A 25,667-nucleotide genomic window follows, 5' to 3' on the forward strand; every position below is an offset into this window, starting at 1 on the left:
CGATAGACCACCTTGCCCGTGCCCTCTATACACTCACCCATAATAAAGGGGTCAAAACCTTGCTCGGATAGCGCTTCACATACCTCATCAACATCCTGAGCAGCGCATATAACACTCATGCCTACGCCCATATTAAAGGTCTTGTATGCCTCATCTAAGGTAAGCCCCGCGCGACGAACCATATACGGAATTACTGGAGGCACATCCCAAGCAGGACCATCTTCGCCACAGCGGTCCACTACAGCATCCACGTTGGAAGGCAATGCGCGGTTAAGGTTTTCTGTAATGCCACCACCTGTAATATGAGCCATGGCATGAATGGGTGCTCCTGCCCTTAGAGCAGCTATCAAACCACCGGCATAAATAGTGGTAGGACGCATAACAGCATCTGCCAAGGACTCTCCACCAAGTTCCTCAAGTGGCTGGGTAAGCTCTTCTGTGGTCTTGCCTTCAATGGCAACCTTGCGAACTAATGAATAGCCATTTGAGTGAATGCCAGAACTCGGCAAGCCAATAATAACGTCACCCGCCTTGACCTTCTCGGGGCCAATCATATGGGGACGATCAACAACACCCACCACAAAGCCAGCTAAATCGTAATCATCTGGATGCATGACACCGGGGTGCTCGGCCATCTCACCACCAACTAAGGCACAACCAGCCTTACGACAACCCTCTGCAATGCCAGCAACGATTTGAGCTACATGCTCTGCTTTAAGCTTGCCAATGGCAATATAGTCCAAGAAAAAAAGTGGCTCGGCACCAACGGGAACTACGTCGTCCACACACATAGCTACCAGGTCTTCTCCCACCGTATCATGACGGTCTAACAGCTGTGCAATAGCAAGCTTGGTGCCTACGCCATCCGTACCAGAGACCAAAATAGGGTCATCCATCTCTTTAAACGACTTCATAGAGAAACAAGACCCAAAGCCGCCCAAGCTTCCAACAACCTCTGGGCGAGAAGTGCTTGCAACAGCAGCTTTAATAGCATCTACTGCACGAGCTCCCTCATCTACGTCTACTCCTGCATCGGCGTATGTTACGTGCTTGACTTGCTCAGACATATGCATGGCCTTCCTGTTGGCAACGGGTAGCAACTGTTAGCAATCGAGGTACGTGGGAGTTTTTGACTCCATAAACTTGTCAGACGCAAAACTATCGGGAATACAAACGGGATACTCCCCGGTAAAACAGGCAGTGCAATACGAGCCCTTTGGAACACAGGCAAGCATGCCTTCTACCGATAAAAACGCTAAGGAATCAGCGCCAATAAACTCACAGATTTCCTGAGTAGTGGCACGTGCAGAAATGAGCTGTTCCTGAACGGCGGTATCAATGCCATAAAAACAAGGCCACGCCACCTCAGGTGAGTTAATACGTACGTGAACTTCCTTGGCGCCAGCATCCTTAAGCATGCGAACAATTTGCATGGATGTTGTCCCGCGCACAATGGAATCATCCACCATAACAACTCGTTTACCTGCAACGTTATCAGGTAAAGCATTGAGCTTAAGGCGCACGCCCAGCTTGCGCAAGTCTTGCGTCGGCTGAATAAACGTGCGCTGCACGTAACGATTTTTAATAAGGCCCTCACCAAATGGAATACCAGACTGGTGAGCAAAGCCTTCTGCAGGAGGCATGCCAGAGTCTGGCACACCAATAACAATGTCTGCATCTACAGGAGACTCGCGTGCAATTTGACATCCCATGTTATAGCGCATGGAATAAATGGACTTGCCCTTTACGCGAGTATCAGGACGAGAAAAATAAATGTGCTCAAAAACGCAGTCTGCAGGACGGCGCGCCGCAATGCCTTGCTCACACACCATGCCATCATCCGAGAAACGCACAATTTCACCAGGATTGACATCGCGAACGTACGTAGCGCCCACAATATCCAAGGCACAACTTTCTGACGCAACAACCCAGCCCTCGGGCTTATCGTCACGCGCCTCTAAATGACCAATAACAAGCGGACGAATGCCATTGGGATCACGGAAGGCATATAAGGCATTTTCTCTAACGAGAGCCATAGCATAGCCACCCTCTATGAGCTCCATGGTTTTGGCAATGCCCTGCCGCAGGTGGCTTGTTTGCTGGGTATAGTAACCAACCAGCTTGGCCGCAACTTCAGAATCGGTGTTGGAGCGAAAAGGAACACCCAGCTTAATGAGTTCTTGACGCAAGGAATCTGTATTGACCAGCGTGCCATTATGCGCAAGCGCAATAATGGTGGTATCGATAACAGCTAAGTGAGGCTGCGCTGCCTCCCAACTCTTGGCGCCAGAGGTGCCATAGCGTACATGACCAACAGCAACCTTGCCAGGCATGGCTGCCAAATCTGTATCAGAGAAAACCTGATTAACAAGGCCTAAATCTTTACGTACTAATACTGTTTGGCCATCACCAACAGCAATGCCAGCAGAATCTTGTCCGCGATGTTGTAATGCAAATGTACCAAAATACGTCAGACGAGCAACGTCACGCCCTGGAGCCCATACTCCAAAAACGCCACACTCGTCATGCAGTGTGTCCTGCTCGCACAGGTCATCTACCTCAGCCATGAGCTGGGAGTTATGCATGGATGAGCTCCTTTGCGCTTAGGATTGCGAAGAGGTAGCAACCTCACTCTTTACTGCACACACAAGAATAGTACGTCCATATCCTTCAATATAGTCACAGGTGCCAAGCGTAAGCACATGTTTAACATTGGGAAGCAGTTGTGCTACATCAGAACGTTTTGTAACCGCCTTTTGGAGCTTCTCATTCAAATGTGCATGAAAAGCCTCATCCGTATCAAAATTAAACTGTCTGACTGACGTATCTTCTCCCGTGGTGTAGTACAAAAAGAGCGGCTCAAGCTCATAGTTGGCTGTCTCTGTTACGTACCAAATGGTGTCAATCGAATCAAAGAACTGCTGCTGGTCCATGTCAGAAATCTGTTTAAACATGGCGCCATTCTTAAGATGGTGGCCATATATAATGGTCTGCTGATCAACCATGCCAGGCTTAGTGTTTTGATAGTCCATAAAAATCTGACCACCTACACCATATACGCCCTCTGCATTGGTATTAAGATAGCGATCGTTATCTTTTCCCTGGTACACGGGATAGTTAATAACCGTGTTGGGAACCTGAATCCAGCCCACTACGTCTTTATTGATGGCCTTCAGTCCAGTCCAATCTACCGTAGGAGCGCCTCCCTTTTGAGGTACCTTTGCATAAGCAGCGAGCTTCTCATTGATTTTGTCTTGCTCATGATAGTCCCACTGAGCTTTGCCCCACATAAAACCAGCAACGCACAGCAGTACAATACCAACAACCAGCAAAATGTTAGAAATAATGCGAGAAACAGAACGCTTCTTTTTTGGTGGCTCTGGTACAGCATAAGGCTTGGAAGGCACAGGACTCTGGTTAGGAGCTGGCGAGAAGTGCTTAGCCATTGGTAAATCCTTTACTTATGCAAGCTTGCTGCCAATATATGCAGCAGCAGCGGGTTTATCAAAATTACCGTTAGTCTGCTTAGTGAGCGCTCCCATAACCTTGCCCATATCACGCTTGGTACTTACGCCCAATGAAGCAATAAGTTCATCTGCTAGAGCTTCTAGCTCACTGCCAGCAAGCTGCCGAGGCAATAAAGAAGACAGGATATCCGCCTGAGTGGCAAGAGACTTAATGCGGTCTGCATGGGAACTCGTATTGGCGCCGCGTAGGGCCTCGAGCTCCTCATTGGTAACCTTTTGGAGCTTTTTGATGCAGGCAACAATATCTGTTTCCGTGACATCGCGACGCTCATCTACCTCAATCTGCTTGATGGCCTGATTGATTTGGCGAAGAATAGAGAGACGCGTTTTATCCTGCGCTTTCATGGCTTGTTTAATGAGTTCTAATAACTCCGCCTTTTGCATACGGTCTCCTTACGTATTGATTACCTCAAGCGCCTGACGAGCAAGCTCTAGAAGGCACGTATAGTTAGAGCACAAACGCTCGCAAGTGCTCTCTTCAAAATATACACTACGCTTCTTCCATACCCTGCTTAAAGTCCATAATAACCTTGCGATATTCGGGCATCGTTGCACCTAAAATCTGAGTGGCATAAATAGCAGCATTTTTGGCACCACCAATGGCAACGCAAGCTACAGGAACTCCAGAAGGCATTTGCACCATAGACAGCAAAGAATCCATGCCGCCTAAATCAGAGGTCTTCATGGGAACGCCAACTATAGGCAGTGGCGTAAAAGCTGCTACGACGCCACCCAAATGTGCTGCCTTACCAGCGGCGGCGATAATAACTTTAAGGCCGCGCTCTGCTGCAGAAGCGGCCCATTCATGAACCTTGGCAGGATTGCGATGTGCAGAAGCGATAATCAGTTCATATGGAACACCAAACTCCTCAAGTTGTTTGGTGCATGCCTCCATGGCTGGCATATCCGATTTTGATCCCATGATGATTCCTACCACAGGCGCTTGTGCCATTTGGAGCCTCCTTGTATGAGTATGCGTATACTGTTCTAGTATACGTGTTAAACATATGTACCTGCCTACAGGTATGCTTGTACATTGTTATTGCACGGTATATAAACATTCACATTCTAATTGCCTGGAGGGGCCCATGAACAGCGCATCTACTCTTGTTCTTTATACGCGCCACGATGCATACATTCCTCGCATTGCCGCCATTCACGACCTATGCGGATATGGCAAATGTTCCCTTGGTGTTGCAATCCCTGTTTTGAGCGCAGGTGGCTGTGATGTATGCTCGGTACCTACCTCGCTTTTCTCGGCACATACGGGCTACAAGGTCTTTTATAGGCACGATACCACTGCCATGTTAGAGGCGTATCTCGATGCATGGCAGCAAGAAGACGTAGATTTAGATGGTGTGTATTCTGGGTTTTTAGGTTCTGCCGAGCAAGTGGCAACCATCAAGCGCTTGTACGCAGAATATCCCCATGCGCTCAAGTTAGTGGACCCCGTCATGGGCGACGGTGGCAAGATATACCCTACCTACACACCAGAGCTGTGCGATGCCATGCGCACCTTGGTGCATGGCGCAGACCTTCTGACGCCCAATATGACTGAGGCATGCATTTTAACTGATATTGCATACTCCGGGACTAATCCCTCTGACGAGAAGGTCGCGCAAATCTGTAATGCCCTTCTTAAGATGGGCGCTAAAAACGTAGTGTTAAAGGGCGTTATTCGCGGCGATGGTTACATTCGCGATTACCTTGCCGGCCAGGACTTTGAGCTGGAAGAAATCTGCTCTGAACTACTCCCCTTTATGCTGCATGGAACGGGTGATTTATATGCCTCTTGCTGCATTGCCGCTTTAATGAGTGGACGCGATTTCCGCAGCGCAGCAGAGTTTGCTGGCAATACCGTACGCAAAGCCATGCAAATAACCACTAAGCAGCCACACTACCTTGATCGCGGCGTAAGCTTTGAGCTGGTATTGAGCGAGCTTACATCGTTAGTAAGCGCGCTCTAAAAGCAGCGGATTTACTTTTGGCTGGAGTTAGAGTTAGAGCTAGGGCTTGAACCTGAGCTGGCGTCAGAGTCAGTGTTGGAGCTTGAACTTGAGCTGGAATCAGAACTGGAGTCAGCATCGGAGTTTGGTGCTGACTCAGTCTTTTGAGCTGCATTAAAATCGGTTGTAGGCAAAATGTTGCTCAAAACAATATTTGCCTGGAGCTTCTCGCGAATACCAGCCGTGGTTTCTTCATCTAAACCAGTAATGCGGCAGGTAAAGTTAACTCCTTGGTCAGAGGTATTCTTAGTCCAGATAAAGGTCATAAAGTTGCGCACGGTACCCACGGGGCGCAAAAAACCAAACATCGCATTATGTAAGAACTTGCCATGGTCGTCCACGCGCACGTTAACATGGTAAATAACCGCATGAACCTTGGGATTAAGCAAGGCATTGATGGACAGCGCTGATGCCTGAACCTGAGCAGAAGAAAAAGCCTCTGCTGCGTTATCAGACGTGGTATCAATCACCGTGACCTCAACAACACCAGAGCTTTCATCTGCTTGTTCTACAGAAAACTCCTCTGGAAATGAGGTAAAACCGTTGCCCCAACCAATACCATTTCTCATGGAGCGAGACACGGTCGTAATGTTAACTTCTTTAGACAGGTGCCCCGTAGTAATGCGGCGGATAAGCCCGCAACTTGTTTGAGCAAGCGTCACAATAATCAGCGTAATAACTACAAAGCCAACAGCCGTACGCCTAATAGTGCGGTCAATGGTGGAGCCCGATGGATCGTTGTTGGACAGCGGGTCTACATCTTGCGCATTGCCTTTCTCGGCACGACGCTTACGCTGAGCCTCGGCAACTTCTTTATTGGAGTGGCCCGTCTCATCCAAAGTCTCAAAAAGCTTCTCGGCCTCATCGGAGGATAAAAACTTTTTCTGTTTTGCTTTATGAAACCCCATTAACACCCTCTTTTACCAACCTCTGCGATGTAAGTATACGCAAAGATGGCAACGTTACTGCAGCTCGTCGTCTGTCTGTGGAGAAAGCCTATGAGCCACGGCATCACAAATGAGCGCACCAACCACGGTCTTTGCGTCCTCAATCTGACCGTCTAATACGGCATCTACCAGCTCATTTAAGGAAACTAAGTCCACATTAATAAACTCATCTGTGTCTGGATTAGACGCAGCAAACGTAAGACCGGTAGCCATATAAATATGGATAAGCTCGTCCGAAAAACCCGCAGAACTTGCAATGGTAGTAAGGTATGCAATGCTTGCAGGCACCATGCCCGTCTCTTCCAACAACTCACGACGTGCACAATCCAGCGGATCTTCCCCTGGCTCAAGCTTTCCAGCAGGGATCTCCACCGTTACCCGATCAAGCGCCGCGCGATACTGACGCACCAAACAAATACGCCCATCATCCGTAAGGGCAACAATAGCCACAGCACCACTATGACGCACCACATCACGCAGGGCTTCTCGTCCATCCGCCAAGGTAACCTTAAGGCGATCTACCGAGAAAATCTTGCCATCCCACACACGATTCTCTGACGCAATATGCTCACATAAATCCTGGTCACAGGGGTCATCATTGCCTAATACCAACTCACGACGCTGAGGCTCACCAGAATGGTGCTTCTTGCACCCCTCTTCTACCTGGGCATCATCTACAAACTCTGACATATACTAGACCTCCCATGCATCGCGGCCACGCAATGCGCGAAGTCCGATGTCCCTCCGAAGCGTTTTGCCTTCAAATGCGATGGCATCGCAAGCAGCATAGGCCCGTTCACGAGCAGCCTCAAAGCTGTGAGCGCGCGCCGTTACATTAATAACGCGACCGCCAGCCGTAACAAGCTCGCCCTTCTGGTTGAGAGCAGTGCCTGCCTGATAAACAGTAACGCCCTCAAGCGCCTGGGCATCCTCAATGCCAGTAATAACCTTGCCCTTCTCGTAAGAACCAGGATACCCAGCAGAGGTAAGCACCACAGAGACAGCCCAGTTATCTGCCCAAGTTAGCGTTGCTTGGTCGAGCGTACCAGCATCAATGTGCATAAAGACGTCGAGAAGGTCTGCGTGCATGCGAGGAATAACAACTTGAGTTTCTGGGTCACCAAAGCGAGCATTAAACTCCAAAACCTTAGGTCCATCCTTAGTAAGCATAAAGCCGCCATAAAGACATCCTTTATAGGTAATGCCCTCCGATGCCAACTGGTCTACAACCTTTTGCTCAATTTCTACCATAGACCTAAGTTCTTCATCCGTAACAAAGGGAACGGGAGAATACACACCCATACCACCCGTGTTAGGGCCAAGATCGCCTTCGAGCGCACGTTTATGATCTTGTGAAGTAGCCAAAGGAATGAGCGTTTTGCCGTCGGTAAGCGCTAGCAGCGAGCATTCCGGACCTTTGAGCATTTCCTCTACTACCACTACGTTGCCTGCCTCGCCAAATGCACTAAAGCATTCATGTACGCCAGCCAAGGCCTCTTCTGTGGTTTGAGCAACAATAACGCCCTTACCTGCAGCAAGACCGTCTGCCTTAACAACTACTGGACCACCAATTTTTTGTACGTAGTCTGCGCAGGTTTTCTCGTCTGTAAAAGCCTGATACGACGCAGTGGGAACGCCTGCGCGCATCATAATTTCTTTTGCAAATTGCTTTGAACCCTCCATGCGGGCAGCAGACGCACTGGGGCCAAACACCGCAATGCCGGCGGCAGATACTGCATCTGCCACACCAGCCACTAAGGGAGCCTCGGGACCAATTACAACCAAACCAATACCATGCTCAGAGGCAAAAGTGGCAACCTCACAAGGGTCTTCCGCGTTGAGCTCTACCTTTTGAGCAAGCTGCCACATGCCGCCATTGCCAGGGCATACATACAGTTTTCCAGCATGTTTAGATTCAGAAATCTTTTGCAATAAGGCATGCTCGCGACCGCCAGAGCCCAATAACAGTACATCTACCTTGGTATTAGCAACACTCATTGGTCTGTCTCTTCCTCGTAGTGAGCCAAAAATGTCTACATGCTTGTATCTAGTGCACCAATAAGACCATCAGGCACAAACGCAACACCAATTGCACCCACGCCTACATGAACTGCCGCGGCAGCACATACGTTGGAAATGCGAATGCGCCGCTTCTCAAACTCATTAGTATTCATGGGTTTTTCTACCATGGCTAGGTCACGCGGCATACCAGAACCAATTTCTGCATACGCGACAGGACCGTGCTCGTGAGAATAGACACTCATTTCACGCACGATTGCTCCGGCCAAGCGTACTAAGAGCTTACCTGAAGAAATGCGTATAAACCCACCATTTTCATCCAGCATAAACAGCTCGCGCGTACCAGACATGCGAGCCAGAAGCTGATGGGTTTTCCCACGCACACCCGTTACCCGACGGCCATTATGCCCTATAGAACAACCAGGCGCCGGAACAAGATACATACGTGAGTACTCACGCACCGTGCGCGCATGAGCAATAGCCTCCTCAAACGAAACACCCGCAGAACGACTTGCAACCAAATCCTCAACAATAAAACCCTGAGCCGCAGAGACAGTTTTGGAATCCATCACAATAATTTTGTCTTCTGCGTCTAGAGCACGCGCTGCAACAACAGCTGTACCGTACGAACCACTCAGCAAACTTGATGCGTGAACAGAAATAACATGGTCATAGCCCTGGGCGAGAAGATTTTGGTAAATTGCTTTGTACTCTTCTACAGACGGAGTTGAAGTTGTTATCTCCCCTTCCGCCTGTGCCAAAGTAATATAAAAATCAGGAACACATACGTCTACGTAATCCCGCAAGGTTTTGCCGCGACGCATGTGTATATACATTGGTACAGCACAGACGTTTTTCTCGGCCAGCCATTCGCTCGGCAAATCACACGCTGTGTCAGTAACAATCGCATAGGAGGCAGTGTTGTAAGTGACCTCGGACACGTTTTACTTCCAGTAACGATCGATCGTTTGTTCACGATCAGGACCAACAGTGATAATGGAAACACGCACGCCAGCAAGCTGCTCTAAGAAATCAATGTAGTCTTTTGCCTCACGGGGAAGCTGATAGAAATTGCGCACCCCAGAAATGTCGCACTTCCAGCCAGGCATGGTTTCATACACAGGTTTTGCATGGTAAAAAACACTTTGATGCTCGGGAACTGTAGTGTAACGTTTGCCTTCACATTCATAAGCAACGCAAACTTTAATCTCATCCAAGCACCCAAGGACATCAAGTTTGGTGATTGCTAAGTCAGTTAAACCATTAACGCGAGTTGCATAATTTACAACGACTGCGTCATACCAACCACAGCGACGTTTGCGACCAGTAGTTACGCCATACTCATGGCCCACTTCACCCAAAAGGTCTCCTGTTTTGTCAAACAGCTCTGTTGGAAAAGGACCAGAACCCACGCGCGTAAGATATGCCTTCGCAATGCCTAAAACACGCTTAATCTGAGTTGGACCAACGCCAGAACCAGTAACAGCACCACCAGCCGTGCAGTTAGAAGAGGTAACAAACGGATAGGTACCATGATCAATATCGAGCATAGTTGCTTGAGCACCCTCAAACAAAATGTTTTTACCAGCCTCAATTTGCTCATTAAGGAACAGGGAGCTTTCTACAATATAGGGACGAATGCGATTTGCAAAAGGAAGATAGGTTTCACAAATCTGATCTACGGTATACGTGGGCAGCTCATATACCTTCTCTAAAATGGGATTGGTATACGCCAAAGCCGCCTCGAGCTTCTCGCGAAAGATTTTCTCATCCAACATATCCTGGATGCGCAAACCAGTACGGTTCATCTTATCCATATAGGTTGGTCCCACGCCACGTTTGGTGGTACCAATGAGATTCTTGCCGAGCTTTTTCTCGTGTGCGCCATCTAAATCTTTGTGATACGGCATGACAATATGAGCGTTGCCAGAAATCTTGAGGTCATCACAAGAAATGCCCTGCTCTTCCAGCATGTCAATTTCCATGAGAAGTACTTCAGGATCTACAATGCAGCCATTGCCAATTACAGGATAGGTGCCTTTGTACATAACACCAGATGGCACCTGATGCAAAGCAAGTTTGTGACCATTTGCAATAACGGTATGGCCCGCATTTGCACCACCAGCATAACGACATACCACATCAAAATCACCAGAAATAAGATCGGTGACTTTACCCTTGCCTTCGTCGCCCCACTGGGTTCCCACCAATACGGATGCAGACATATACTTCCCTCTCAAAAAAGCATTGGAACGTGCCGTATGCGCGTTCTTGTCGGTTCCCTAGTATAAGGGATTGATACTTCAAATCCGCGTCTATCACTCGTAATCACGAGACAGTTCCACGAACTTGGTAGAACCAGGCATAAAGACCAGATGAACGATGCCTAAAGGACCAGAGCGGTTCTTTGCAATAATGAAGTCCGTTACATTGGCGTCTGGGCGATCTTCGCGCGATGCCTCTTCCTCCGTCATGGAGCGGTCAAGCAATATTACGATGTCAGCGTCCTGCTCGATTGATCCAGATTCACGCAGGTCAGACAGCTGCGGACGTTGGCCTTTGCGGTCTGCCACCTGACGGTTAAGCTGCGAAAGCGCAACAACAGGAACTTCAAGATCCTTGGCCATAATTTTAATGCCACGGCTCATCTCGGAAACCTCAGTGGCACGAGAATCAGAACGACGTCCGTTTGATGGCGGCGAGACAAGCTGCAGGTAGTCGATAATAACAATCCCGTTTTCTTTACCATGCAACATGCGTCGCGCTTTAGCACGAATCTCTGTAATAGTGGTGCCTGGCGTATCGTCAATCATAATATCGAGACTTGAAATCTCAGAAGTTGCTTGCACGATTTGCGCCCATTGGTGATCTTGAATATTTGCCGAACGAATATCCTGCAAGTTGATTTTTGCCTGAGCGGACAGCAGGCGCTGAGCAATCTCTTTTTTACTCATCTCAAGCGAGAAAAGCGCAACGGAAGCTCCAGAGGCAGCAGCATTTACAGCAAGGTTAAGACAAAATGATGTCTTACCTACACCGGGACGTGCGCCAATAACAACCATTTGACCAGCACGCATGCCAAGCAACGCTTTATCAATACCAGGAAATCCTGTTTTTACTCCAAGAGCATCTGTCTGATGTTTGGATTGTTCATCCAATTCCTCAAAGAGTTCTTCCATTACATCTGATATGCCTGAGTATGTAGAGCGAATAGCGCGGTTAGTAACACCAAGGAGCATTTGCTCTGCATCGTTAACAACCTCTTTAGTGTCCTCAGGAGCACTAAAGGCAAGCGCGGTAATCTGGGAAGAAGTTTTAATAATCTCGCGCAGCGTTGCATTACGACGCAAAATCTCACTGTGATATTGCCAGCTGGCAAGCGCAGGTGTGTTACCTGCTAAGTCAACAAGATAGGCACGACCACCTACGCGCTCCAGCTCTTTCTTACTCAAAAGATTGTCTGCTAAAGAAATAGAATCCACAGGGCGCCCGGTATCATGTAGCTCACGCATGGACATAAAGATGAGTTGATGCGAAGGAATGTAGAAGTCATCCTCTTGTAAGAAAGAAAGTCCCTCTTCTAGTACATCTGGCGAGATAAGCATTGCCGCAAGTACCGCAGCCTCTGCATGGGAATCCTGAGGCATGACCGCGCCTGCCTCTACGGTAGGAGCCATGGGAGCAGTAGCACGCGAGCGATTATCATTACTTTGGAAAAGAGAACTCAAAGCATATCCTTCCAACATTCTTCCTATTCCAGAATAGTAAAGCAAAATCAAGAGTTTATCCGTTAAGAAACTATGCGTTTACTACTTTGAAAAGGGCATTGTTAATAGCTACTCCGCTCTATCGTGGGGAATGTGAGTTTTAAACATTTTCGACAATTTTTTCTCAAATACGTAAACGGTTTTCGACAAACTCTGCACCAGTAAAAACCTTGTTTTTTAAAACCCCAGTTCAGATAGATGGCAACTATTTTTACCTGCAGTAATGCTGTTTTCGCAGGTAAACGGCATTGGTATTCTTGAGCACAAGAGAAGCCCCATTCTCACGCAAGCGTGTGAACAGGGCTTTTATAAAAACCTGCGTTGTGTAAAAAGTACAACTATGCTCGTAGCTAGCTTATTTTTGTTGAAATAGCTATCTGAGCTTTGAGGCCTGCTGATTTACTCAGCAGACTCCTCAGTTGCCTCTACAGCAACTTCCTCAACGGCCTCCTCGGTTGTCTCGGCAGCCTCCTGTACAGGAGCCTCCTCAACTACCAAAGAAGGGTCGCCTACAAGAAGTTGTACCTGTGCGTTAATCTCACGGTAGAGGTTAACGGTTACAACATGAGCGCCAGCAACCTTGATGGAGGTGTGCTCAATGCGCTTACGGTCAATCTCGACGCCAAGCTGAGCCTTAACAGCATCAGCAATCATGGTATTGGTGACAGAACCAAACAGCTGGCCCTCTTCACCCACCTTAACGTCAATGTTTACAGTCTTGCCCTCAAGAGCTGCCTTCGTTGCCTGAGCATCTGCAACGCGCTTCTCTTCACGCTTTGCGATGTTATGACGGCGCTCCTCGAGCTGCTTGATGTTGCCAGGGGTCGCAGCGAGAGCCATACGGTTAGGGAACAGGAAGTTCTCCGCATAGCCCTGTGCAACGTCTACGACGTCGCCTTCGCCACCCTTGCCCCTGAGCTCACCCAAGAGGATGACTTTCATGGACACTCCTTACGTAATCGAATGTCTTCGCATCCGACTTTGGTTACGAATTGCGGGCTAGTTACGCTCGCGACGGCCACCACGGCTGGACACTACAGGAACAGTGTACGGCAGAAGTGCCATCTCTCGTGCGCGCTTGATTGCAAGTGCAATGTCGTGCTGGTGCTGCGTGCAGGCGCCAGTGACACGACGAGGCTTAATCTTGCCACGGTCGGTCATGTACTTGCGAAGAAGTTGGACGTCTTTGTAATCAATGAAGTCCGTATCTTCCTTGCAGAACTGGCAATACTTGCGACGCGGCTGACGCTGATAATCAGTAGCCATGTCTTGTTACCTTTCGTCTGGCGACAATTTGTCGCAGAGCGTTCTTAGAACGGGATATCCTCATCAGCATAATCGGCAGCGGTTGGCGGAGCCTGAACAGGACGCACTGCTGTAGAAGCTGACGGGGCGGAAGCTGCAAAGCTGCCTGCGTTGCCGCCTGCACCTTGCTGATTCCTAGAGAGGAACTCAATCTCGTCAACAATAACCTCAAGCTTGCTACGACGCTGACCGTCGCGCTCCCATGAGCTGTAACGAAGCTTGCCCTCAATAGCAACCTTGGAGCCTTTGCTAATAAAACGTGCAACTGCATCTGCACGAGGTCCAAACATTACGCAATCAACGAAATTGGGATAATCTTCCCATTCGCCAGACTGAGGGTTGCGACGGCGATCATTAACGGCAACACCAAAAGAAAGAACTTGGGTGCCGCCAGCAGTTGCCTTAAGTTCAGGTTCACGAGTAAGGTTTCCACTGATAACCACGCGATTAATGCTCATTGTGATCACTGCCTCTCATTTGTGGGTACAACCCACCTTCCAGTACTAGTCCTTATCAGGGCGGCGTACAACCATGTGACGCTTTACCGCATCATTAATGCGAAGAACACGGTCGAGCTCTGCAATCTGAGTTGGATCTGCATGGAAGTTAATAAGGGTGTAATCACCCTCAGTAAGCTTGTCGATCTCATAAGCAAGCTTGCGCTTGCCCCAGTCCTCGACATTGTCGACCTGACCACCGTTATCGGTGATAGCAACATCAATGCGCTTCATTACACCAGCGCGCACTTCTTCATTAGAAGAAGGGTCGACAAAAAACAGCAATTCATAAGCCTTCATATTGTCACCTCCTCTGGGCTCAAGGCTTCGGGATGTGAAGGTTGCACCCGAAGCAGGAAAGGTTCGACCTGCAATGGTATCACAATGTCCTTGTAATGCCATGTGAAGGCTCATATTTTTATTTCCCTCCCGTACGTCTCCATAAATGGCAGTCTAGCAACCGTATCTAACACTACTCTAACAGCTATAAACATAATCCAAACAAAAACAAGCTCGTTTGTCCTGTATCTTACGTTTTATAAAAAGGCCTCCCGTAGCACCATGCTGCAGGAGGCCATATTTTTTACCCAGCAAAGTTAACCCAATAAAGCAGGAAAATACTTTCTGTTCTTATCCCTCAAGCTTAGAGCCGCACTGAGGGCAAAACATGCTATTCTCAGGAACCTTCGTGCCACACTCAGGGCAAAAGGCAGTGGTATCTGTTGTAGGTACTGACGTATTGTCATCCACAGCGTCATCTTTTACAGCCACAGCATCCACAGAAGAGTCGTTAGAGACAGGTGTTTCCTCAATAGGCGTAGCTGTCTCAGCAGGCGTCTCAGTAGGCTCATCAAGCTTAGATGGTTCTTCAGCAGGTGCAGGCTCTTCTGGCTGCATATTTGCTGTTGCATCCACAGATGCATCTGCTTCATTGGTTTTCTCGGCAGCAGCGGTGGCATCTACCTGAGCATCTGTCTGAGTATCCGTTACAGAATCTGCTGTATCAGGCGAGGTGGACTCAGGTAAAGGAATAGCCACGGGCGTAGGTACATAAGAAGCATTGGCTGATGTTGCTGAAGATGCAGGTGCGTCAGGATTTATAGGAGACGCGGGCGTTGTAGAACCAATGCCTGAGTTTGGCGATGTTAAGGGAGTAGGCAGTGGATCGTCTGGGTTGGTCCATTCGGAAACCCTAAACTGAAGCATCCAAAGGCCCATCATGTTATATGAAAGCAAAAGGGTAAAAACCGACGAAAAAGTAATGGCAATCCAAGACAAAACAACAAGAGGCAAGAAAGCAGTAATTAGTCTACTAATGATATCTAGCACAATTGACGCTTCAGAACCCGAGGAAACGTAAGGGCTGGCCAATCGACTAATATCTCCAGCTAAACCTGGAGCAGCCGTACCAAGAAGAAGTATTCCTATAACAACCGTCCATATAAAACCTATTGCCGATAGGATAAGGCCAAGTATGATTTGATCACCAGTAATCTTAAGTAGACCCTTCCAGTCATGGCTTATCATCTTCCAAAGATTGGAAAAGCTCATAGCAGCACTAAAGCGGCCATAAATGGTTGCATAAAGAGCTATAACACCCGCAACAACCTCGCCAAAAAGTAATACTGGAAAAGAAAGAATGGTCAAAAATGGCACAATTGCTATTACTACAGCCATAACAATGTGTAAGATTGCCTGCACAATAAGCATAATGATAAAAGCAAAAAAGCCCGTCTTGAGACACTTACCAAAATCGATGCTCTTTTGCTTAGGAGAAGATTCTACGCCCCATGCAGTTAAACGAGCCCATTCAAATGCAGCGCCCAAGACAACAAGGCCGCCGATAATAGGAATAAGTCCGCACAATGTAAGCAGTATAATTGCCTTCATCCATCCCTTTTCACGCGTAAGCATATGCCAAGAACGTGAAAGGTATTGCTTGTCTGAAAACTGAAGTTGAGACATATAAACTCCGTATGTTGACAGGTATAGTGATGCACATTATAGAGAAGTTCGACACGTGCCACTGCTATGCAACAAGTAACTATAGGGTGAATACATAAGTGTACTTTTACATCTATCTTTTAAGCAGCAAGCTCTTCAATGAAATCATCCTGATTTACACCCCACTGGATTGGTTTCATTCCATAGATTTCGCACGCCGATAAAACAGTTTGATCGATATGGCCATCTTTTCCATTGGCAGCATTCAGGAAAATATAGCCTGTAGAACCAGTGCGGCTCTGCTCAATATCTTCCCATCCAAAAAGAGCGTTCTTCACATTATTTTCTACCGGCGTATTCACGGTCTTAACAAGCTTCCGCTCTCCCCTCTTTACGCCTGGAATAGCATAATCAAACTTGTGGAGCATTCCAGATTTGCCTGTAAAGGATGGGCCTTCGATAGCTCTAATCTCATGCTTATCCATCCACTCACCGACTTCTTCATAAAATAGAGCTCGCACACTATCGGAGTTAATCTGGAACAAGTCATCGACCGATGCCATTGCTTGCATCATCATATTCATTTTGACTAGAAGATCACTGTCGCCTGCTTTGACATAAAGCTCTCCATCATCTGTTTTACTAATGCCAAAACCAGCGATGACACCGTTAAGCTTTTCTCTTCTCTTTTCAGAGTTAAATAAAAAGCCAGAAAGTTCCAAATCTGAAATTGTCTCGCCCAAATCAGTTAAGGCATAGCCGCCTGCCGGTAAATCACCAATAACGATAGACATACAATCATTATTGCGATTAAGCATGGGTGTAATAATTTTTACAGAATCACCTTGCTGTACTGCAGACATATTAGCAGCAATCCATTTTGAATAGCTATCAATAATCGTATTTGCCTGCTCGAGCAGCATTTCTTACACCCCCAACGAATAATTGCGTATTAGTTTATCGCTAATAGAATCAACTCGTAATAAGGACTCGAAAAATGGATAAATCGTTCCATTTTCATATTCAGCAACTATTATATCTTGCTGAAAGATTGGAACTGCGAATTTTGACCCATAATCAGGAACGTCAAGATGGATGTGGTTGCCATATATCATTGTGCCGTCAGGATTCCGATGTTTTAGCAGTTCTTGATTATTTGAGAAATCAATCCGAATCATCACATTGCTAGCGTAACGCGCTTGAGTTGCAGACTTCCTATCGGGCTGAGCGGTAAGCAAAATAGAAGATTGTAATTTTGATTCATGGATATCAAGAAAGAATTTAATTTTCATACATTCGTCGGAAATAAGCTCAATGTTTAACTTGCAGCCAGCTTTTGGCCAGTCTAGAACAGGAATACCATTTACTGGTCTCTTTGGCATCTTAAGATACTCTTGCGTTTTATCTGTAAGGTCAGAAAAAGAGTAAATCTTGTTGTCGATATCCACTTACACTCTCCCCTATATCTCGAAATTAAGTGGTACGGCGCACCCAACAACACGTCCGACAATCGCAATTGACTCAGTACCGGCCACTATATAATCGTATGCCCTCGAATGAAACATTGGGTCGGTTGAGTCAGATGCCAGCTCAACATCATTTTCCAGCTGCCTAACGCACTTTACAGTAGCTTCATGGATGTTTATGCAAACAACATAGAAGGACGACTATCGTCGAGCACCGTAATAAGCTAGTAAAAGTCTCCAAGAAAGCAGCCTAACCCCTTTTGTTCTATAACCCTAAAACGTGACCCAAATGTGACCCATAAAATGACCCGGCAGATAAAAATGCCTGATAGAGATATACGACACTTAAGGACGGGGTTTAATTTTCGCAGCAATGTTAAACAATCAAAACGCAGGTAGACAGGCTGTTTTATTTAAGAAGCACTGGCGGAGAGAGAGGGATTTGAACCCTCGTACCTCCATAAGAGGTAAACGGTTTTCGAGACCGCCGCATTCAGCCGCTCTGCCATCTCTCCCTATGTGCAAACGGCGCCTTGCGGCGCCGCGAAATAAACTGGCGGAGAGTCGGGGATTTGAACCCCGGAGACGCTTTCGGCGCCTACACGATTTCCAATCGTGCTCCTTCAGCCGCTCGGACAACTCTCCTTAATAGAAAACGCATCGGTTAGTATAACGTATTTCTCGCCGAAAAGAAAAGAACTTTTCTGTAAAGTCCTAGTAAGATACTTTCGTATTTATTTCTTCATTCGCAGGAGATTATGTGCTTCAGATACCTATTTGGCTAGACCTTGCCGCCGTTATTGTTGGTGCGTTAGCGGGAGTTTGGGCAGCTCAAGAACGTAAGTTGGACTTAGTTGGCTATATTGGCTTGGGATTTTTGTGCGGCCTGGGTGGTGGCCTCATCCGTGATATGGCTATGCAGGTTGGCAGCGTCTATATGTTGCAGTCTCCATATGCCATTCCGTTTGTTGTAGCAACAGGTGTTATCGGTTACTTTTTTCCACAAATTATCAAGCGATACCCCAATTTATTGGATTGGCTAGACATCTTATCTGTTGGCCTGTTTGTTGTTGCCGGCACCGATAAAGCCATTCACTACAATCTGTACCCCATGGCCTGCATGCTTATGGGTGTGCTTACTGGTGTTGGCGGCGGTATGATGCGCGACGTCTTTTTGGGCGATACGCCACGCATCTTCCAGCGCTCCAATTTCTACGCTGTGGCAGCTATTGGTGGTGCCGTTGTGTATTACACCCTCGTTGCCGTCAGTCACTACAATTTGGAAATCTCTGCTATAGCAAGCGTTGCTACAACTATGGGACTGCGCAGGTTATCGCTTTATTACAACGTAACACTGCCCACTGAAGTTGATTTGACTCCCAAAGTTGCAGCAAGCGCCAAAAGAATCAAAGAGAAAGCACGACGTAAAAAGTAGCACACGCACGTCTGCCCACGCATCCGCTTAAAGCACTTAGAACACTCAAACACGCAAAGTGCTCAGAGCGACGAGGAGCTACTTGTTTACAAGACCAGAGCGTACAGCCCACTTTTTGCGCTCGGTAGCGTTAAGAATGCGCTTGCGCATACGAATATTCTTGGGCGTAATCTCTACAACCTCATCATCCATAATGTACTCCAAGGCTTCTTCTAGCGAGAAGGTCCGTGGAGGTGTAAGTTGCACCGAAATGTCAGCGGTAGAGGAACGCTGGTTGCCCAAAGACTTGGTACGTGCAATATTAACCACCATGTCACCAGGACGAGAACGCTCACCCACCAGCATACCCTCATAACACTCATCACCAGGACCAACAAAGAGCTGACCACGCTCTTGCAGGGTACCCAATGCATACGCGACGGCTTTCTCGGTAGACATGGAAATCATGGCGCCATTTTGACGAGAACCAATGTCACCAGCAAAAGGACCATATTCTAAGAAAGTGTGATAGAAGACTGCCTCGCCGTGAGTAACATTAAGGACGCGCGTCTTAAGACCCATAATGCCGCGCGTAGGAATCTTAAACTCAAGATGAGTTTGCACAGTACCAGCTTCCATATTGGTCATGGTGCCACCTGCATCACCAAATACCTCAATAACCTTACCGGAATACTCGCTGGGGCACTCTACTACAGCCTGCTCAACAGGCTCAAGCTTATTGCCGTTCTCGTCCTTCTTGAACAAAACGCGCGGGCTGCCCACTTGGAACTCAAAACCTTCACGACGCATGGTTTCCATCAAAACAGAGAGGTGCAAAATACCACGACCAGCCACCTCGGTACCCGTCTTGTCGGGAAGCTCCTCAATGCGCATGGTTACGTTATTTTCTCGCTCGGCCATCAAACGCTCTTTAAGCTGACGACCGCCCACGATCTCTCCGTCACGACCAACCAAAGGTGAAGTAGAAGCCTCAAATACAATTGCGAGCGTTGGAGGATCAATCTCGATGGGATCAAGCTCTACGGGAGTATCTGGATCTGTATACACATCGCCAATGTCTGTGGAATCAACACCTACAACAGCGCCAATGTCACCAGCACATACCTCGGTGCACTCTTTGCGACCCAAATAGTCAAAGGTAAACAGCTGCTTGACCTGGCTCATTGTGCGAGAACCATCGTTTTTAACAACCAAGATCTTATCGCCTGCATGGATGGTACCCGAGTACACACGACCAATACCAATGCGTCCTACATAGGTAGAGTGGTCAATAGTTACGCACTGCATAGCCAAAGGAGCGTCCACGTCTGCAGAAGGAGCAGGAAGCTCGTCCACAACCATATTTAGTAGCGGGTACATATCATTGTTGTCATCATCAGGAGACAGACGAGCAAAGCCATTAACAGCACTGGCATACACAACATGCTCCATAGAAAACTCAAGCTGCTCATCCGTGGCGCCCAAATCCATCATCAAATCCAGACAGGCGTTGAGTGCTCGCTCAGGGTTTGCACCATCACGGTCAATCTTATTAACAACAATCATGATGGACAAGCCCGCATCAATAGCGTGACGCAAAACAAAGCGCGTTTGAGGCATAGGACCTTCTGCAGCATCTACCAGCAGCAACGCAGAGTCAGCCATCTTTAAAACGCGCTCCACCTCGCCGCCAAAATCTGCGTGACCAGGCGTGTCCAAAACGTTAATTTTTACGCCTTTGTACTCAATGGAAATATTCTTTGCCAAGATGGTAATGCCGCGCTCGCGCTCTTGATCATTTGAGTCCAGAACACGCTCTTCTACCTGCTGATTATCGCGAAAAGCATCCGTCGCACGCAGGAGCTTATCTACCAAAGTAGTCTTGCCGTGGTCAACATGGGCGATAATTGCAATATTGCGAATGTGCTCTTGGAGCATGGTTCCTACTTTCTAAATATTTTTCTGCCTCTGAGTACATCAGGATGTATACGTTATATTTTGTACGCTGCCGAGAAAAGCGACAAAGGAGATATTTTTACAAAAGTGAAGCAACTTCACCAGCAGGCTCGGGGTCACACCACTGAAATGCTTCGCCTGCGCCAAAGCCCTGCCACAATACATATGCCGAAAAAGCCTGCTGGCCTTTCTCGGCAAACTCAAGGATGAGGGCGTCTTCATAGCCGTCATTGCCCAAGTCTACGGCACCCTCATATACCATGGCATACCGCACCGGAACATCAAGGTTGTCTGGACGAGCCGCTTTTTCTAAAGCTAGTGCAGCTATGTAATTGTGAGCCTCATCAATACAGGCCTCTATGCCATCCTCAGAAAATGAGTTGGTAACGCGCGTGCCAGCGGCATCTTCTACCGAGGTAATGACGCATACCTCTACCCCTGCAGCAAGTGCATCCAACGCTGAGCCTAACAGGTCACAAGATAGTGCATCTAGCTCTTCTGAAACGGCACCTGACTGATCATATTGATTACTTTGGGCCACAAATCCCCTATCGTTAAGCGAAATAACTGCACTCATAATACTCTTGCATTGCAAATACATGCTGCACAGCACGCTTTGTCACAGAGCCTGCAGAATTAGCATCACAACAGCATTGGTGCTTCTAGGGATTTGTTGCCTTCATAAAGGCTGTTAGAGCCCTGCCAAACAAAGAGCCTTGCTGCTGGAGCAAGGCTTCAAAACAACTTCTAACGACACTTTTTGGTGATTACAGCATTACTGTTACTTCTAACAACTTTTTTCCTTCAAAAAAAGTTGTTAGAACTCTAGAAATCAAGCTAACGACAGAAAGTTGAGCTTACATTCCAAAAGCTGTCTTTTTGATGCTGCGGCATGCTTGTTGCTGCATACCATGCCGAGCGCACTGTAAAAAGGTGGCAACCATATTGGCCACCACCTTACAAAAAGCTATGTACTAGGACAAAACCGTACTAAAAAAGACTCTTATCCCAAGAATCCAAAATACACTCCCACAACACCCAAAATCATGGTGAAAATAATAATCCACGTTGGAGAGATTTTCTTACCCAGCATCCAGTAATACAAACCCATAAAGCCCATGCCAACAATGCCAGGCATAACGCCGTCAAGAATTTCTTGGAGTGTCTTTGCAGACTCGCCCGTACCAATAGGCAGAATAACTGAAGCCCAGAACATATCCTTAGTCATAGACCCAATTACCATGGCGCCCACAATGCCAGCAGCAAACATAATTTTGTCCATGAGCCCTGACTTCTGAGCTTGCTCAAGGAAATTCACGCCCAAGTTATAGCCCAGTTGTACACCATATACACGAGTGAGAAACGCGGGGATATTGTAAATGAGCAAATACACAAGAGGCGCCAAGGCATTACCTTGTTGAGCAAGAGAAATTGCCACGCCAGCAGCAACAACACGCAATGTTGCCAAGAAAATCGAATCGCCCACACCAGAAAGAGGGCCCATAAGTGCAGACTTTACTTCATTAATAGCATCGGGTTCCATCTCACCACGAGCTACACGCTCTTCCATAGACATAGCAATGCCGCCTACAAAAGGAGCAAACTGTACCGTGATGTTAAAGAAGGCCATATGACGCACGAGCGCTGCTTTATACCCCTCAGGATTACCAGCATAAATCTTCTCTAAAAGCTTATTAACCATCAAGGCAAAGGCAAGGTTCATTTGCTTGTAGTAGGTCCAAGAGAACTCCATACCAAGCGAACCCAAATTCAAAGATGAGGCAATGAGGTCAGCCTTTGTAAGCTTGTGAGTAGTAGGTTCAGCAGCAGAACCTAGAGCAGGCTCAGTAGCGGGTACATTAGAAGTCATCGTCATCAGCTCCTTCCACTGTGGTTGCAGGCTGCAGCTTATCAAGCAGACCGAGTTTCTCGATAGCAATAATGATTGCTAGTAAAGAAACGCCCAAAACAGGAACGTTCATGTATGAAGTAAGCAAGAAACCCAAAACAAAGAAAGGAAGCAGCTCACGATTAAGAATCATGCGAGCAAGCATGGCAAAGCCCATAACGGGCAAGATGTTTGCTGCCACACCAAAGCCATCAAGCACAAAGGATGGAATCCAATTAAGGAGACCCTGAACAGCGTCGGCGCCAAAGTAAAACGCTAAGAAACACAAACCAAAACGCTTGGCAACGCCTAACAGACCCAAAATCCAGTGTATGGCGTACACACCTTTAATGTCGCCCTTCTCGGCTGCCTTATCGGCAATTCCAAGCAGCAAAGGGCCAAGCGCGTTAATGGCATTACCTAAAGCCAAAGCCAGAGTGGCAATGGGCATAGCAAGAGCAATTGCTGCTTCGGTGCCCTGTCCCAAAGAAATGGCAAATGCGGCCGAAAGCACACCGCCAGTGGTAACATCAGGTGGCACGTAGGCACCAATGGAAATAGACCCCATAAACAGCAATTCTAAGCTGGCACCAATCATCAAACCAGCTTGTAAATCACCAAGCACCAGGCCCACAAGCGGGCACAGGACAATAGGCCTAAACGCATACAGTGTACCAAGCTGAAAATCAAGACCGCCAAGAGCACCAATAAGACCAATTGCCAAAGCTTGTCCGAGCATTTGTTCCTCCAATCTTTTTGTCTGCGTAATACTGCTAAATCAGGTGGCTCATATCAACTTTCTTGTCGTCGCACAAGGCGCGGTATTCCACTTCTACTCCACGCGCGATAAGCTCTTTGAGCATGGCAATCTCTTCTTGCTCCAAAAAAATCTGACGAGTAACCTCTGTCGTAGTGGAGCTCTCTTTGGTGTTTCCCAAGTTAAGGCTGGTAATTTGTGGGCAGCCATCAATGAGCGCTTTGGCATCCGCAATGGTTTGCACACATATCAGCATGCGGTACTTATCGGTTACGCCAGAGTTAATGGCTTCAATGGCGCTTGCCATGTCTTTAATTACAAGCTTGCATCCCGCGGGCTTGCCCAACTTAAGCGTCGTGCGCCACGTAACATCATTGGCTACTTTATCGCCTACAATAAAAATGCAATCTGCATGCTGGGCCGTGGTCCAGCTTACCGCTACTTGACCATGTAAAAGTCTATGGTCAACGCGCAAAAGACAAATCATAGCTCCCCCTCATACTCATCTTTCCAAGAGGCAAGATGCTCCCCGTGATGTAATGCGTGCTAAAAATCATCGTCGTCATATATGTCTGACAAAAGGTCATTACAATACTTTGGCGATACTTCTGAACTGGCAACAAGCTCACGAAGCAGCTGCGGTAAATCAGGAGCATCGTTCAGAGAAAGCGCGAGGGTAAGCAACAAGGGCAAGTTCATATTTGCTACCAAATAGATACGCTCCTGATTTTGGATGCGATTTAGAAACGCATTGGTAACGCTCCCGCCCATCAAATCAGTTGCTACCACAAGCTCATCCGTTTGCGGAATGGTTGCCAACAAGGCGTCTATCTGAGCTGTTACATCGCTTGATCCATCTACAAAAGCATTGATGACATGCACGTCACAAGGGTGACCAGCCAAAAGCTCAAGACTTTCGGCAATCCCCTGTGCAAAATGAGCGTGCGATGCAAGTACTAAATGCCTCATGCAACTTCCTTACGGCTTTGAATGCGATTACCCGCGTTGAACTGTTTTAATAATCAAACTGGTGATAATACCGACGATACTTCAGGTTATGCTTGGTGACTGTCTCGTAATACCTGGTAAGACGGTCAACCATAAGGCACGATAAAATCCAAGGGCTTACAATGACACGAAACTCATCATCAATGCTGGGAGTTGCAAATTCTTCCAGGTCAATAACGACAATATCTTCGTCGCCAGTACGGCCGCTCTTTAAAAATGCTTCTACACGATTATCCAAAGCGCGGCACTCGTCCAAACCCTTAAACAAAAACACGGGAACACCAGGCTCTACCAGCTCAAGCGTACCGTGGAAAAAGTCTGCCGAGGTAATATAGCGCGTGCGCTTCCACTGCATCTCTTCTAGTAAACACATGGCCAGCAAAATAGTCTCGCCCCACAAAGCTCCTTGTCCAATAAACATGGTGTAATCTGCCAGCGCATATTTACGAGCTAGCGCTTCTGCCTTAGGCTCAAAGACTTTGCGAATATCGATAAGATCTTGCCAAATGTTGCTTGTTTGCTCAATGAACTTATCAAACTTATCAAAGCACCCGCGACGATTAAGAATGCGAAAACCAAAGCAATCCGCCAGGTAGTAGCCCATTTCACAACCACCATGTGCATGATCGCTTGCCATCTTCACGCAGTTTTGTGCACCAATTGCCTGACCAATTTTGCTATGTGCATCAGTCATGGCAACAACGCGAACACCCATCTTATTGAGCTTGTTAATTGCTTCTAGAACTTCTGGAGTTGTACCAGATTCAGATGCAGTAAGTACAACAGAGTTGCTGGTCATACGCTTGTGGCCAGAGACATTAAACTCCGCGGCATGAATTAAATGAACCTCAAAGTCCTTATCGCTATACTTGTTCATCAAGTACTCGAGCTGCATAAGCTCGTCCCACGTGCCACCAACACCCATAAGAAAAAGTGCATCAAAGCCCTCATCATATATACGATCTGCCAGGACAATCATTTCTTTGCCAGCTTTTACAACGGCAGCACCATCGGCAAGATATGCCGCTTGATCAAAGTTCATGATTTCAATTTTTTCAGTCTCTGCCATAGAACGCTCCTTTACCTCAGAGTTATATGACATATACAAGTACCTATATAATAAATACCAATCTGAGAACCACGGTACACCCTGCCCTAAAGCAATA

Annotated in this window: 27 protein-coding genes and 2 tRNA genes; 2 read left to right on the forward strand and 27 right to left on the reverse strand. The window is 47.3% G+C overall.

The features are described from left to right. From purM to purE, 5 genes are all read right to left on the reverse strand, one after another. A partial coding sequence (gene purM, locus SPD80_RS03285; protein ID WP_320828473.1) for a phosphoribosylformylglycinamidine cyclo-ligase occupies positions 1 to 1,067 on the reverse strand: 1,067 nt, incomplete at its 3' end. Between the two features lie 36 nt (positions 1,068 to 1,103). After that, positions 1,104 to 2,585 (reverse strand): amidophosphoribosyltransferase, encoded by a 1,482-nt coding sequence (gene purF / locus SPD80_RS03290; RefSeq protein WP_320603976.1) that lies wholly within the window; start codon positions 2,583 to 2,585, stop codon positions 1,104 to 1,106. 18 nt (positions 2,586 to 2,603) lie between these two features. Further along, the gene (gene srtB, locus SPD80_RS03295; protein WP_320828474.1) at positions 2,604 to 3,446 is read right to left on the reverse strand and encodes a class B sortase; all 843 of its coding nucleotides are present in this window, start codon (positions 3,444 to 3,446) and stop codon (positions 2,604 to 2,606) included. 15 nt (positions 3,447 to 3,461) lie between these two features. After that, positions 3,462 to 3,911, reverse strand: a complete 450-nt coding sequence (locus SPD80_RS03300) for a GatB/YqeY domain-containing protein (protein ID WP_320828475.1) — start codon at positions 3,909 to 3,911, stop codon at positions 3,462 to 3,464. 106 nt (positions 3,912 to 4,017) lie between these two features. Then, on the reverse strand, positions 4,018 to 4,479 hold the full coding sequence (gene purE, locus SPD80_RS03305; protein WP_320828476.1) for a 5-(carboxyamino)imidazole ribonucleotide mutase: 462 nt from the start codon (positions 4,477 to 4,479) through the stop codon (positions 4,018 to 4,020). A gap of 136 nt (positions 4,480 to 4,615) precedes the next feature. Between purE and SPD80_RS03310 the strand changes: the two genes are divergently transcribed. After that, complete coding sequence (locus SPD80_RS03310; protein ID WP_320828477.1) at positions 4,616 to 5,494, forward strand: bifunctional hydroxymethylpyrimidine kinase/phosphomethylpyrimidine kinase; 879 nt, start codon at positions 4,616 to 4,618, stop codon at positions 5,492 to 5,494. 11 nt (positions 5,495 to 5,505) lie between these two features. On the opposite strand, the gene SPD80_RS03315 is transcribed toward SPD80_RS03310, so the two are convergent. The 15 genes from SPD80_RS03315 to SPD80_RS03385 form a co-directional block, all read right to left on the reverse strand. Beyond that, positions 5,506 to 6,441 carry a hypothetical protein gene (locus SPD80_RS03315; RefSeq protein ID WP_320828478.1) on the reverse strand — a complete coding sequence of 312 codons (936 nt, stop codon included), beginning with the start codon at positions 6,439 to 6,441 and terminating at the stop codon, positions 5,506 to 5,508. A gap of 54 nt (positions 6,442 to 6,495) precedes the next feature. Beyond that, positions 6,496 to 7,170, reverse strand: coding sequence for an NUDIX hydrolase (locus SPD80_RS03320; protein ID WP_320606232.1), 675 nt, complete (start codon positions 7,168 to 7,170; stop codon positions 6,496 to 6,498). 3 nt (positions 7,171 to 7,173) lie between these two features. Continuing rightward, positions 7,174 to 8,478, reverse strand: a complete 1,305-nt coding sequence (gene purD, locus SPD80_RS03325) for a phosphoribosylamine--glycine ligase (RefSeq protein ID WP_320606231.1) — start codon at positions 8,476 to 8,478, stop codon at positions 7,174 to 7,176. Between the two features lie 35 nt (positions 8,479 to 8,513). Beyond that, entirely contained in the window at positions 8,514 to 9,440 is a 927-nt protein-coding gene (locus SPD80_RS03330; protein ID WP_320606230.1) for a DegV family protein, read from the reverse strand. Positions 9,441 to 9,443: 3 nt separating this feature from the next. Then, a complete protein-coding gene (locus SPD80_RS03335; RefSeq protein WP_320828479.1) occupies positions 9,444 to 10,724 on the reverse strand; it encodes an adenylosuccinate synthase in 1,281 nt (426 codons plus the stop codon). Positions 10,725 to 10,817: 93 nt separating this feature from the next. Then, a complete protein-coding gene (dnaB, locus tag SPD80_RS03340; RefSeq protein ID WP_320828480.1) occupies positions 10,818 to 12,227 on the reverse strand; it encodes a replicative DNA helicase in 1,410 nt (469 codons plus the stop codon). Between the two features lie 438 nt (positions 12,228 to 12,665). Next, positions 12,666 to 13,208, reverse strand: coding sequence for a 50S ribosomal protein L9 (rplI, locus tag SPD80_RS03345; protein WP_320828481.1), 543 nt, complete (start codon positions 13,206 to 13,208; stop codon positions 12,666 to 12,668). A 57-nt stretch (positions 13,209 to 13,265) separates the two neighbouring features. After that, complete coding sequence (gene rpsR, locus SPD80_RS03350) at positions 13,266 to 13,532, reverse strand: 30S ribosomal protein S18 (protein WP_002563056.1); 267 nt, start codon at positions 13,530 to 13,532, stop codon at positions 13,266 to 13,268. Positions 13,533 to 13,576: 44 nt separating this feature from the next. Then, the gene (locus SPD80_RS03355) at positions 13,577 to 14,029 is read right to left on the reverse strand and encodes a single-stranded DNA-binding protein (protein ID WP_320828483.1); all 453 of its coding nucleotides are present in this window, start codon (positions 14,027 to 14,029) and stop codon (positions 13,577 to 13,579) included. Positions 14,030 to 14,074: 45 nt separating this feature from the next. Continuing rightward, a complete protein-coding gene (gene rpsF / locus SPD80_RS03360) occupies positions 14,075 to 14,368 on the reverse strand; it encodes a 30S ribosomal protein S6 (RefSeq protein ID WP_320604003.1) in 294 nt (97 codons plus the stop codon). Positions 14,369 to 14,698: 330 nt separating this feature from the next. Further along, positions 14,699 to 16,033, reverse strand: a complete 1,335-nt coding sequence (locus tag SPD80_RS03365; RefSeq protein ID WP_320828485.1) for a zinc-ribbon domain-containing protein — start codon at positions 16,031 to 16,033, stop codon at positions 14,699 to 14,701. Positions 16,034 to 16,152: 119 nt separating this feature from the next. After that, on the reverse strand, positions 16,153 to 16,935 hold the full coding sequence (locus tag SPD80_RS03370) for a DUF1829 domain-containing protein (RefSeq protein WP_320828486.1): 783 nt from the start codon (positions 16,933 to 16,935) through the stop codon (positions 16,153 to 16,155). A 3-nt stretch (positions 16,936 to 16,938) separates the two neighbouring features. Beyond that, positions 16,939 to 17,460 (reverse strand): DUF6978 family protein, encoded by a 522-nt coding sequence (locus SPD80_RS03375; RefSeq protein WP_320828487.1) that lies wholly within the window; start codon positions 17,458 to 17,460, stop codon positions 16,939 to 16,941. A gap of 442 nt (positions 17,461 to 17,902) precedes the next feature. Further along, a tRNA-Ser gene (locus SPD80_RS03380) sits at positions 17,903 to 17,993 on the reverse strand. Positions 17,994 to 18,032: 39 nt separating this feature from the next. Beyond that, a tRNA-Ser gene (locus SPD80_RS03385) sits at positions 18,033 to 18,123 on the reverse strand. Between the two features lie 115 nt (positions 18,124 to 18,238). On the opposite strand from SPD80_RS03385, the gene SPD80_RS03390 reads away from it, so the two are divergent. Continuing rightward, positions 18,239 to 18,913: a trimeric intracellular cation channel family protein gene (locus SPD80_RS03390; RefSeq protein ID WP_320604824.1), complete on the forward strand. Its 675-nt coding sequence runs from the start codon at positions 18,239 to 18,241 to the stop codon at positions 18,911 to 18,913. Positions 18,914 to 18,991: 78 nt separating this feature from the next. Here SPD80_RS03390 and typA read toward each other — a convergent pair whose 3' ends face one another. The 7 genes from typA to SPD80_RS03425 all read right to left on the reverse strand — a co-directional run bounded on the left by typA (position 18,992) and on the right by SPD80_RS03425 (position 25,570). Next, positions 18,992 to 20,830, reverse strand: coding sequence for a translational GTPase TypA (typA, locus tag SPD80_RS03395; protein WP_320604822.1), 1,839 nt, complete (start codon positions 20,828 to 20,830; stop codon positions 18,992 to 18,994). 97 nt (positions 20,831 to 20,927) lie between these two features. Continuing rightward, a complete protein-coding gene (locus tag SPD80_RS03400) occupies positions 20,928 to 21,425 on the reverse strand; it encodes a hypothetical protein (RefSeq protein WP_320828488.1) in 498 nt (165 codons plus the stop codon). Positions 21,426 to 21,851: 426 nt separating this feature from the next. Then, positions 21,852 to 22,718 carry a PTS system mannose/fructose/sorbose family transporter subunit IID gene (locus SPD80_RS03405; RefSeq protein ID WP_320828489.1) on the reverse strand — a complete coding sequence of 289 codons (867 nt, stop codon included), beginning with the start codon at positions 22,716 to 22,718 and terminating at the stop codon, positions 21,852 to 21,854. After that, positions 22,708 to 23,475, reverse strand: coding sequence for a PTS sugar transporter subunit IIC (locus SPD80_RS03410; RefSeq protein WP_320828490.1), 768 nt, complete (start codon positions 23,473 to 23,475; stop codon positions 22,708 to 22,710). The genes SPD80_RS03405 and SPD80_RS03410 overlap by 11 nt, the downstream gene beginning before the upstream one ends. 34 nt (positions 23,476 to 23,509) lie before the next feature. Further along, a complete protein-coding gene (locus tag SPD80_RS03415; RefSeq protein WP_320604405.1) occupies positions 23,510 to 23,980 on the reverse strand; it encodes a PTS sugar transporter subunit IIB in 471 nt (156 codons plus the stop codon). Positions 23,981 to 24,039: 59 nt separating this feature from the next. After that, on the reverse strand, positions 24,040 to 24,462 hold the full coding sequence (locus SPD80_RS03420) for a PTS fructose transporter subunit IIA (protein ID WP_320828491.1): 423 nt from the start codon (positions 24,460 to 24,462) through the stop codon (positions 24,040 to 24,042). A 46-nt stretch (positions 24,463 to 24,508) separates the two neighbouring features. Next, entirely contained in the window at positions 24,509 to 25,570 is a 1,062-nt protein-coding gene (locus SPD80_RS03425) for an SIS domain-containing protein (protein WP_320828492.1), read from the reverse strand. Positions 25,571 to 25,667 lie beyond the last annotated feature (97 nt).

It is taken from the genome of Atopobium sp. (genome assembly GCF_034113385.1).
Lineage (GTDB): Bacteria > Actinomycetota > Coriobacteriia > Coriobacteriales > Atopobiaceae > Atopobium.

What these genes read in the sequence shown, in the direction of transcription:
- purF (WP_320603976.1), bottom strand. Translation starts at nt 2,585, where the DNA reads ATGCATAACTCCCAGCTCATGGCTGAGGTAGATGACCTGTGCGAGCAG.
- srtB (WP_320828474.1), bottom strand. Translation starts at nt 3,446, where the DNA reads ATGGCTAAGCACTTCTCGCCAGCTCCTAACCAGAGTCCTGTGCCTTCC.
- SPD80_RS03300 (WP_320828475.1), bottom strand. Translation starts at nt 3,911, where the DNA reads ATGCAAAAGGCGGAGTTATTAGAACTCATTAAACAAGCCATGAAAGCG.
- purE (WP_320828476.1), bottom strand. Translation starts at nt 4,479, where the DNA reads ATGGCACAAGCGCCTGTGGTAGGAATCATCATGGGATCAAAATCGGAT.
- SPD80_RS03310 (WP_320828477.1), top strand. Translation starts at nt 4,616, where the DNA reads ATGAACAGCGCATCTACTCTTGTTCTTTATACGCGCCACGATGCATAC.
- SPD80_RS03315 (WP_320828478.1), bottom strand. Translation starts at nt 6,441, where the DNA reads ATGGGGTTTCATAAAGCAAAACAGAAAAAGTTTTTATCCTCCGATGAG.
- SPD80_RS03320 (WP_320606232.1), bottom strand. Translation starts at nt 7,170, where the DNA reads ATGTCAGAGTTTGTAGATGATGCCCAGGTAGAAGAGGGGTGCAAGAAG.
- purD (WP_320606231.1), bottom strand. Translation starts at nt 8,478, where the DNA reads ATGAGTGTTGCTAATACCAAGGTAGATGTACTGTTATTGGGCTCTGGC.
- SPD80_RS03335 (WP_320828479.1), bottom strand. Translation starts at nt 10,724, where the DNA reads ATGTCTGCATCCGTATTGGTGGGAACCCAGTGGGGCGACGAAGGCAAG.
- rplI (WP_320828481.1), bottom strand. Translation starts at nt 13,208, where the DNA reads ATGAAAGTCATCCTCTTGGGTGAGCTCAGGGGCAAGGGTGGCGAAGGC.
- rpsR (WP_002563056.1), bottom strand. Translation starts at nt 13,532, where the DNA reads ATGGCTACTGATTATCAGCGTCAGCCGCGTCGCAAGTATTGCCAGTTC.
- SPD80_RS03355 (WP_320828483.1), bottom strand. Translation starts at nt 14,029, where the DNA reads ATGAGCATTAATCGCGTGGTTATCAGTGGAAACCTTACTCGTGAACCT.
- rpsF (WP_320604003.1), bottom strand. Translation starts at nt 14,368, where the DNA reads ATGAAGGCTTATGAATTGCTGTTTTTTGTCGACCCTTCTTCTAATGAA.
- SPD80_RS03365 (WP_320828485.1), bottom strand. Translation starts at nt 16,033, where the DNA reads ATGTCTCAACTTCAGTTTTCAGACAAGCAATACCTTTCACGTTCTTGG.
- SPD80_RS03370 (WP_320828486.1), bottom strand. Translation starts at nt 16,935, where the DNA reads ATGCTGCTCGAGCAGGCAAATACGATTATTGATAGCTATTCAAAATGG.
- typA (WP_320604822.1), bottom strand. Translation starts at nt 20,830, where the DNA reads ATGCTCCAAGAGCACATTCGCAATATTGCAATTATCGCCCATGTTGAC.
- SPD80_RS03400 (WP_320828488.1), bottom strand. Translation starts at nt 21,425, where the DNA reads ATGAGTGCAGTTATTTCGCTTAACGATAGGGGATTTGTGGCCCAAAGT.
- SPD80_RS03405 (WP_320828489.1), bottom strand. Translation starts at nt 22,718, where the DNA reads ATGACTTCTAATGTACCCGCTACTGAGCCTGCTCTAGGTTCTGCTGCT.
- SPD80_RS03410 (WP_320828490.1), bottom strand. Translation starts at nt 23,475, where the DNA reads ATGCTCGGACAAGCTTTGGCAATTGGTCTTATTGGTGCTCTTGGCGGT.
- SPD80_RS03415 (WP_320604405.1), bottom strand. Translation starts at nt 23,980, where the DNA reads ATGATTTGTCTTTTGCGCGTTGACCATAGACTTTTACATGGTCAAGTA.
- SPD80_RS03420 (WP_320828491.1), bottom strand. Translation starts at nt 24,462, where the DNA reads ATGAGGCATTTAGTACTTGCATCGCACGCTCATTTTGCACAGGGGATT.
- SPD80_RS03425 (WP_320828492.1), bottom strand. Translation starts at nt 25,570, where the DNA reads ATGGCAGAGACTGAAAAAATTGAAATCATGAACTTTGATCAAGCGGCA.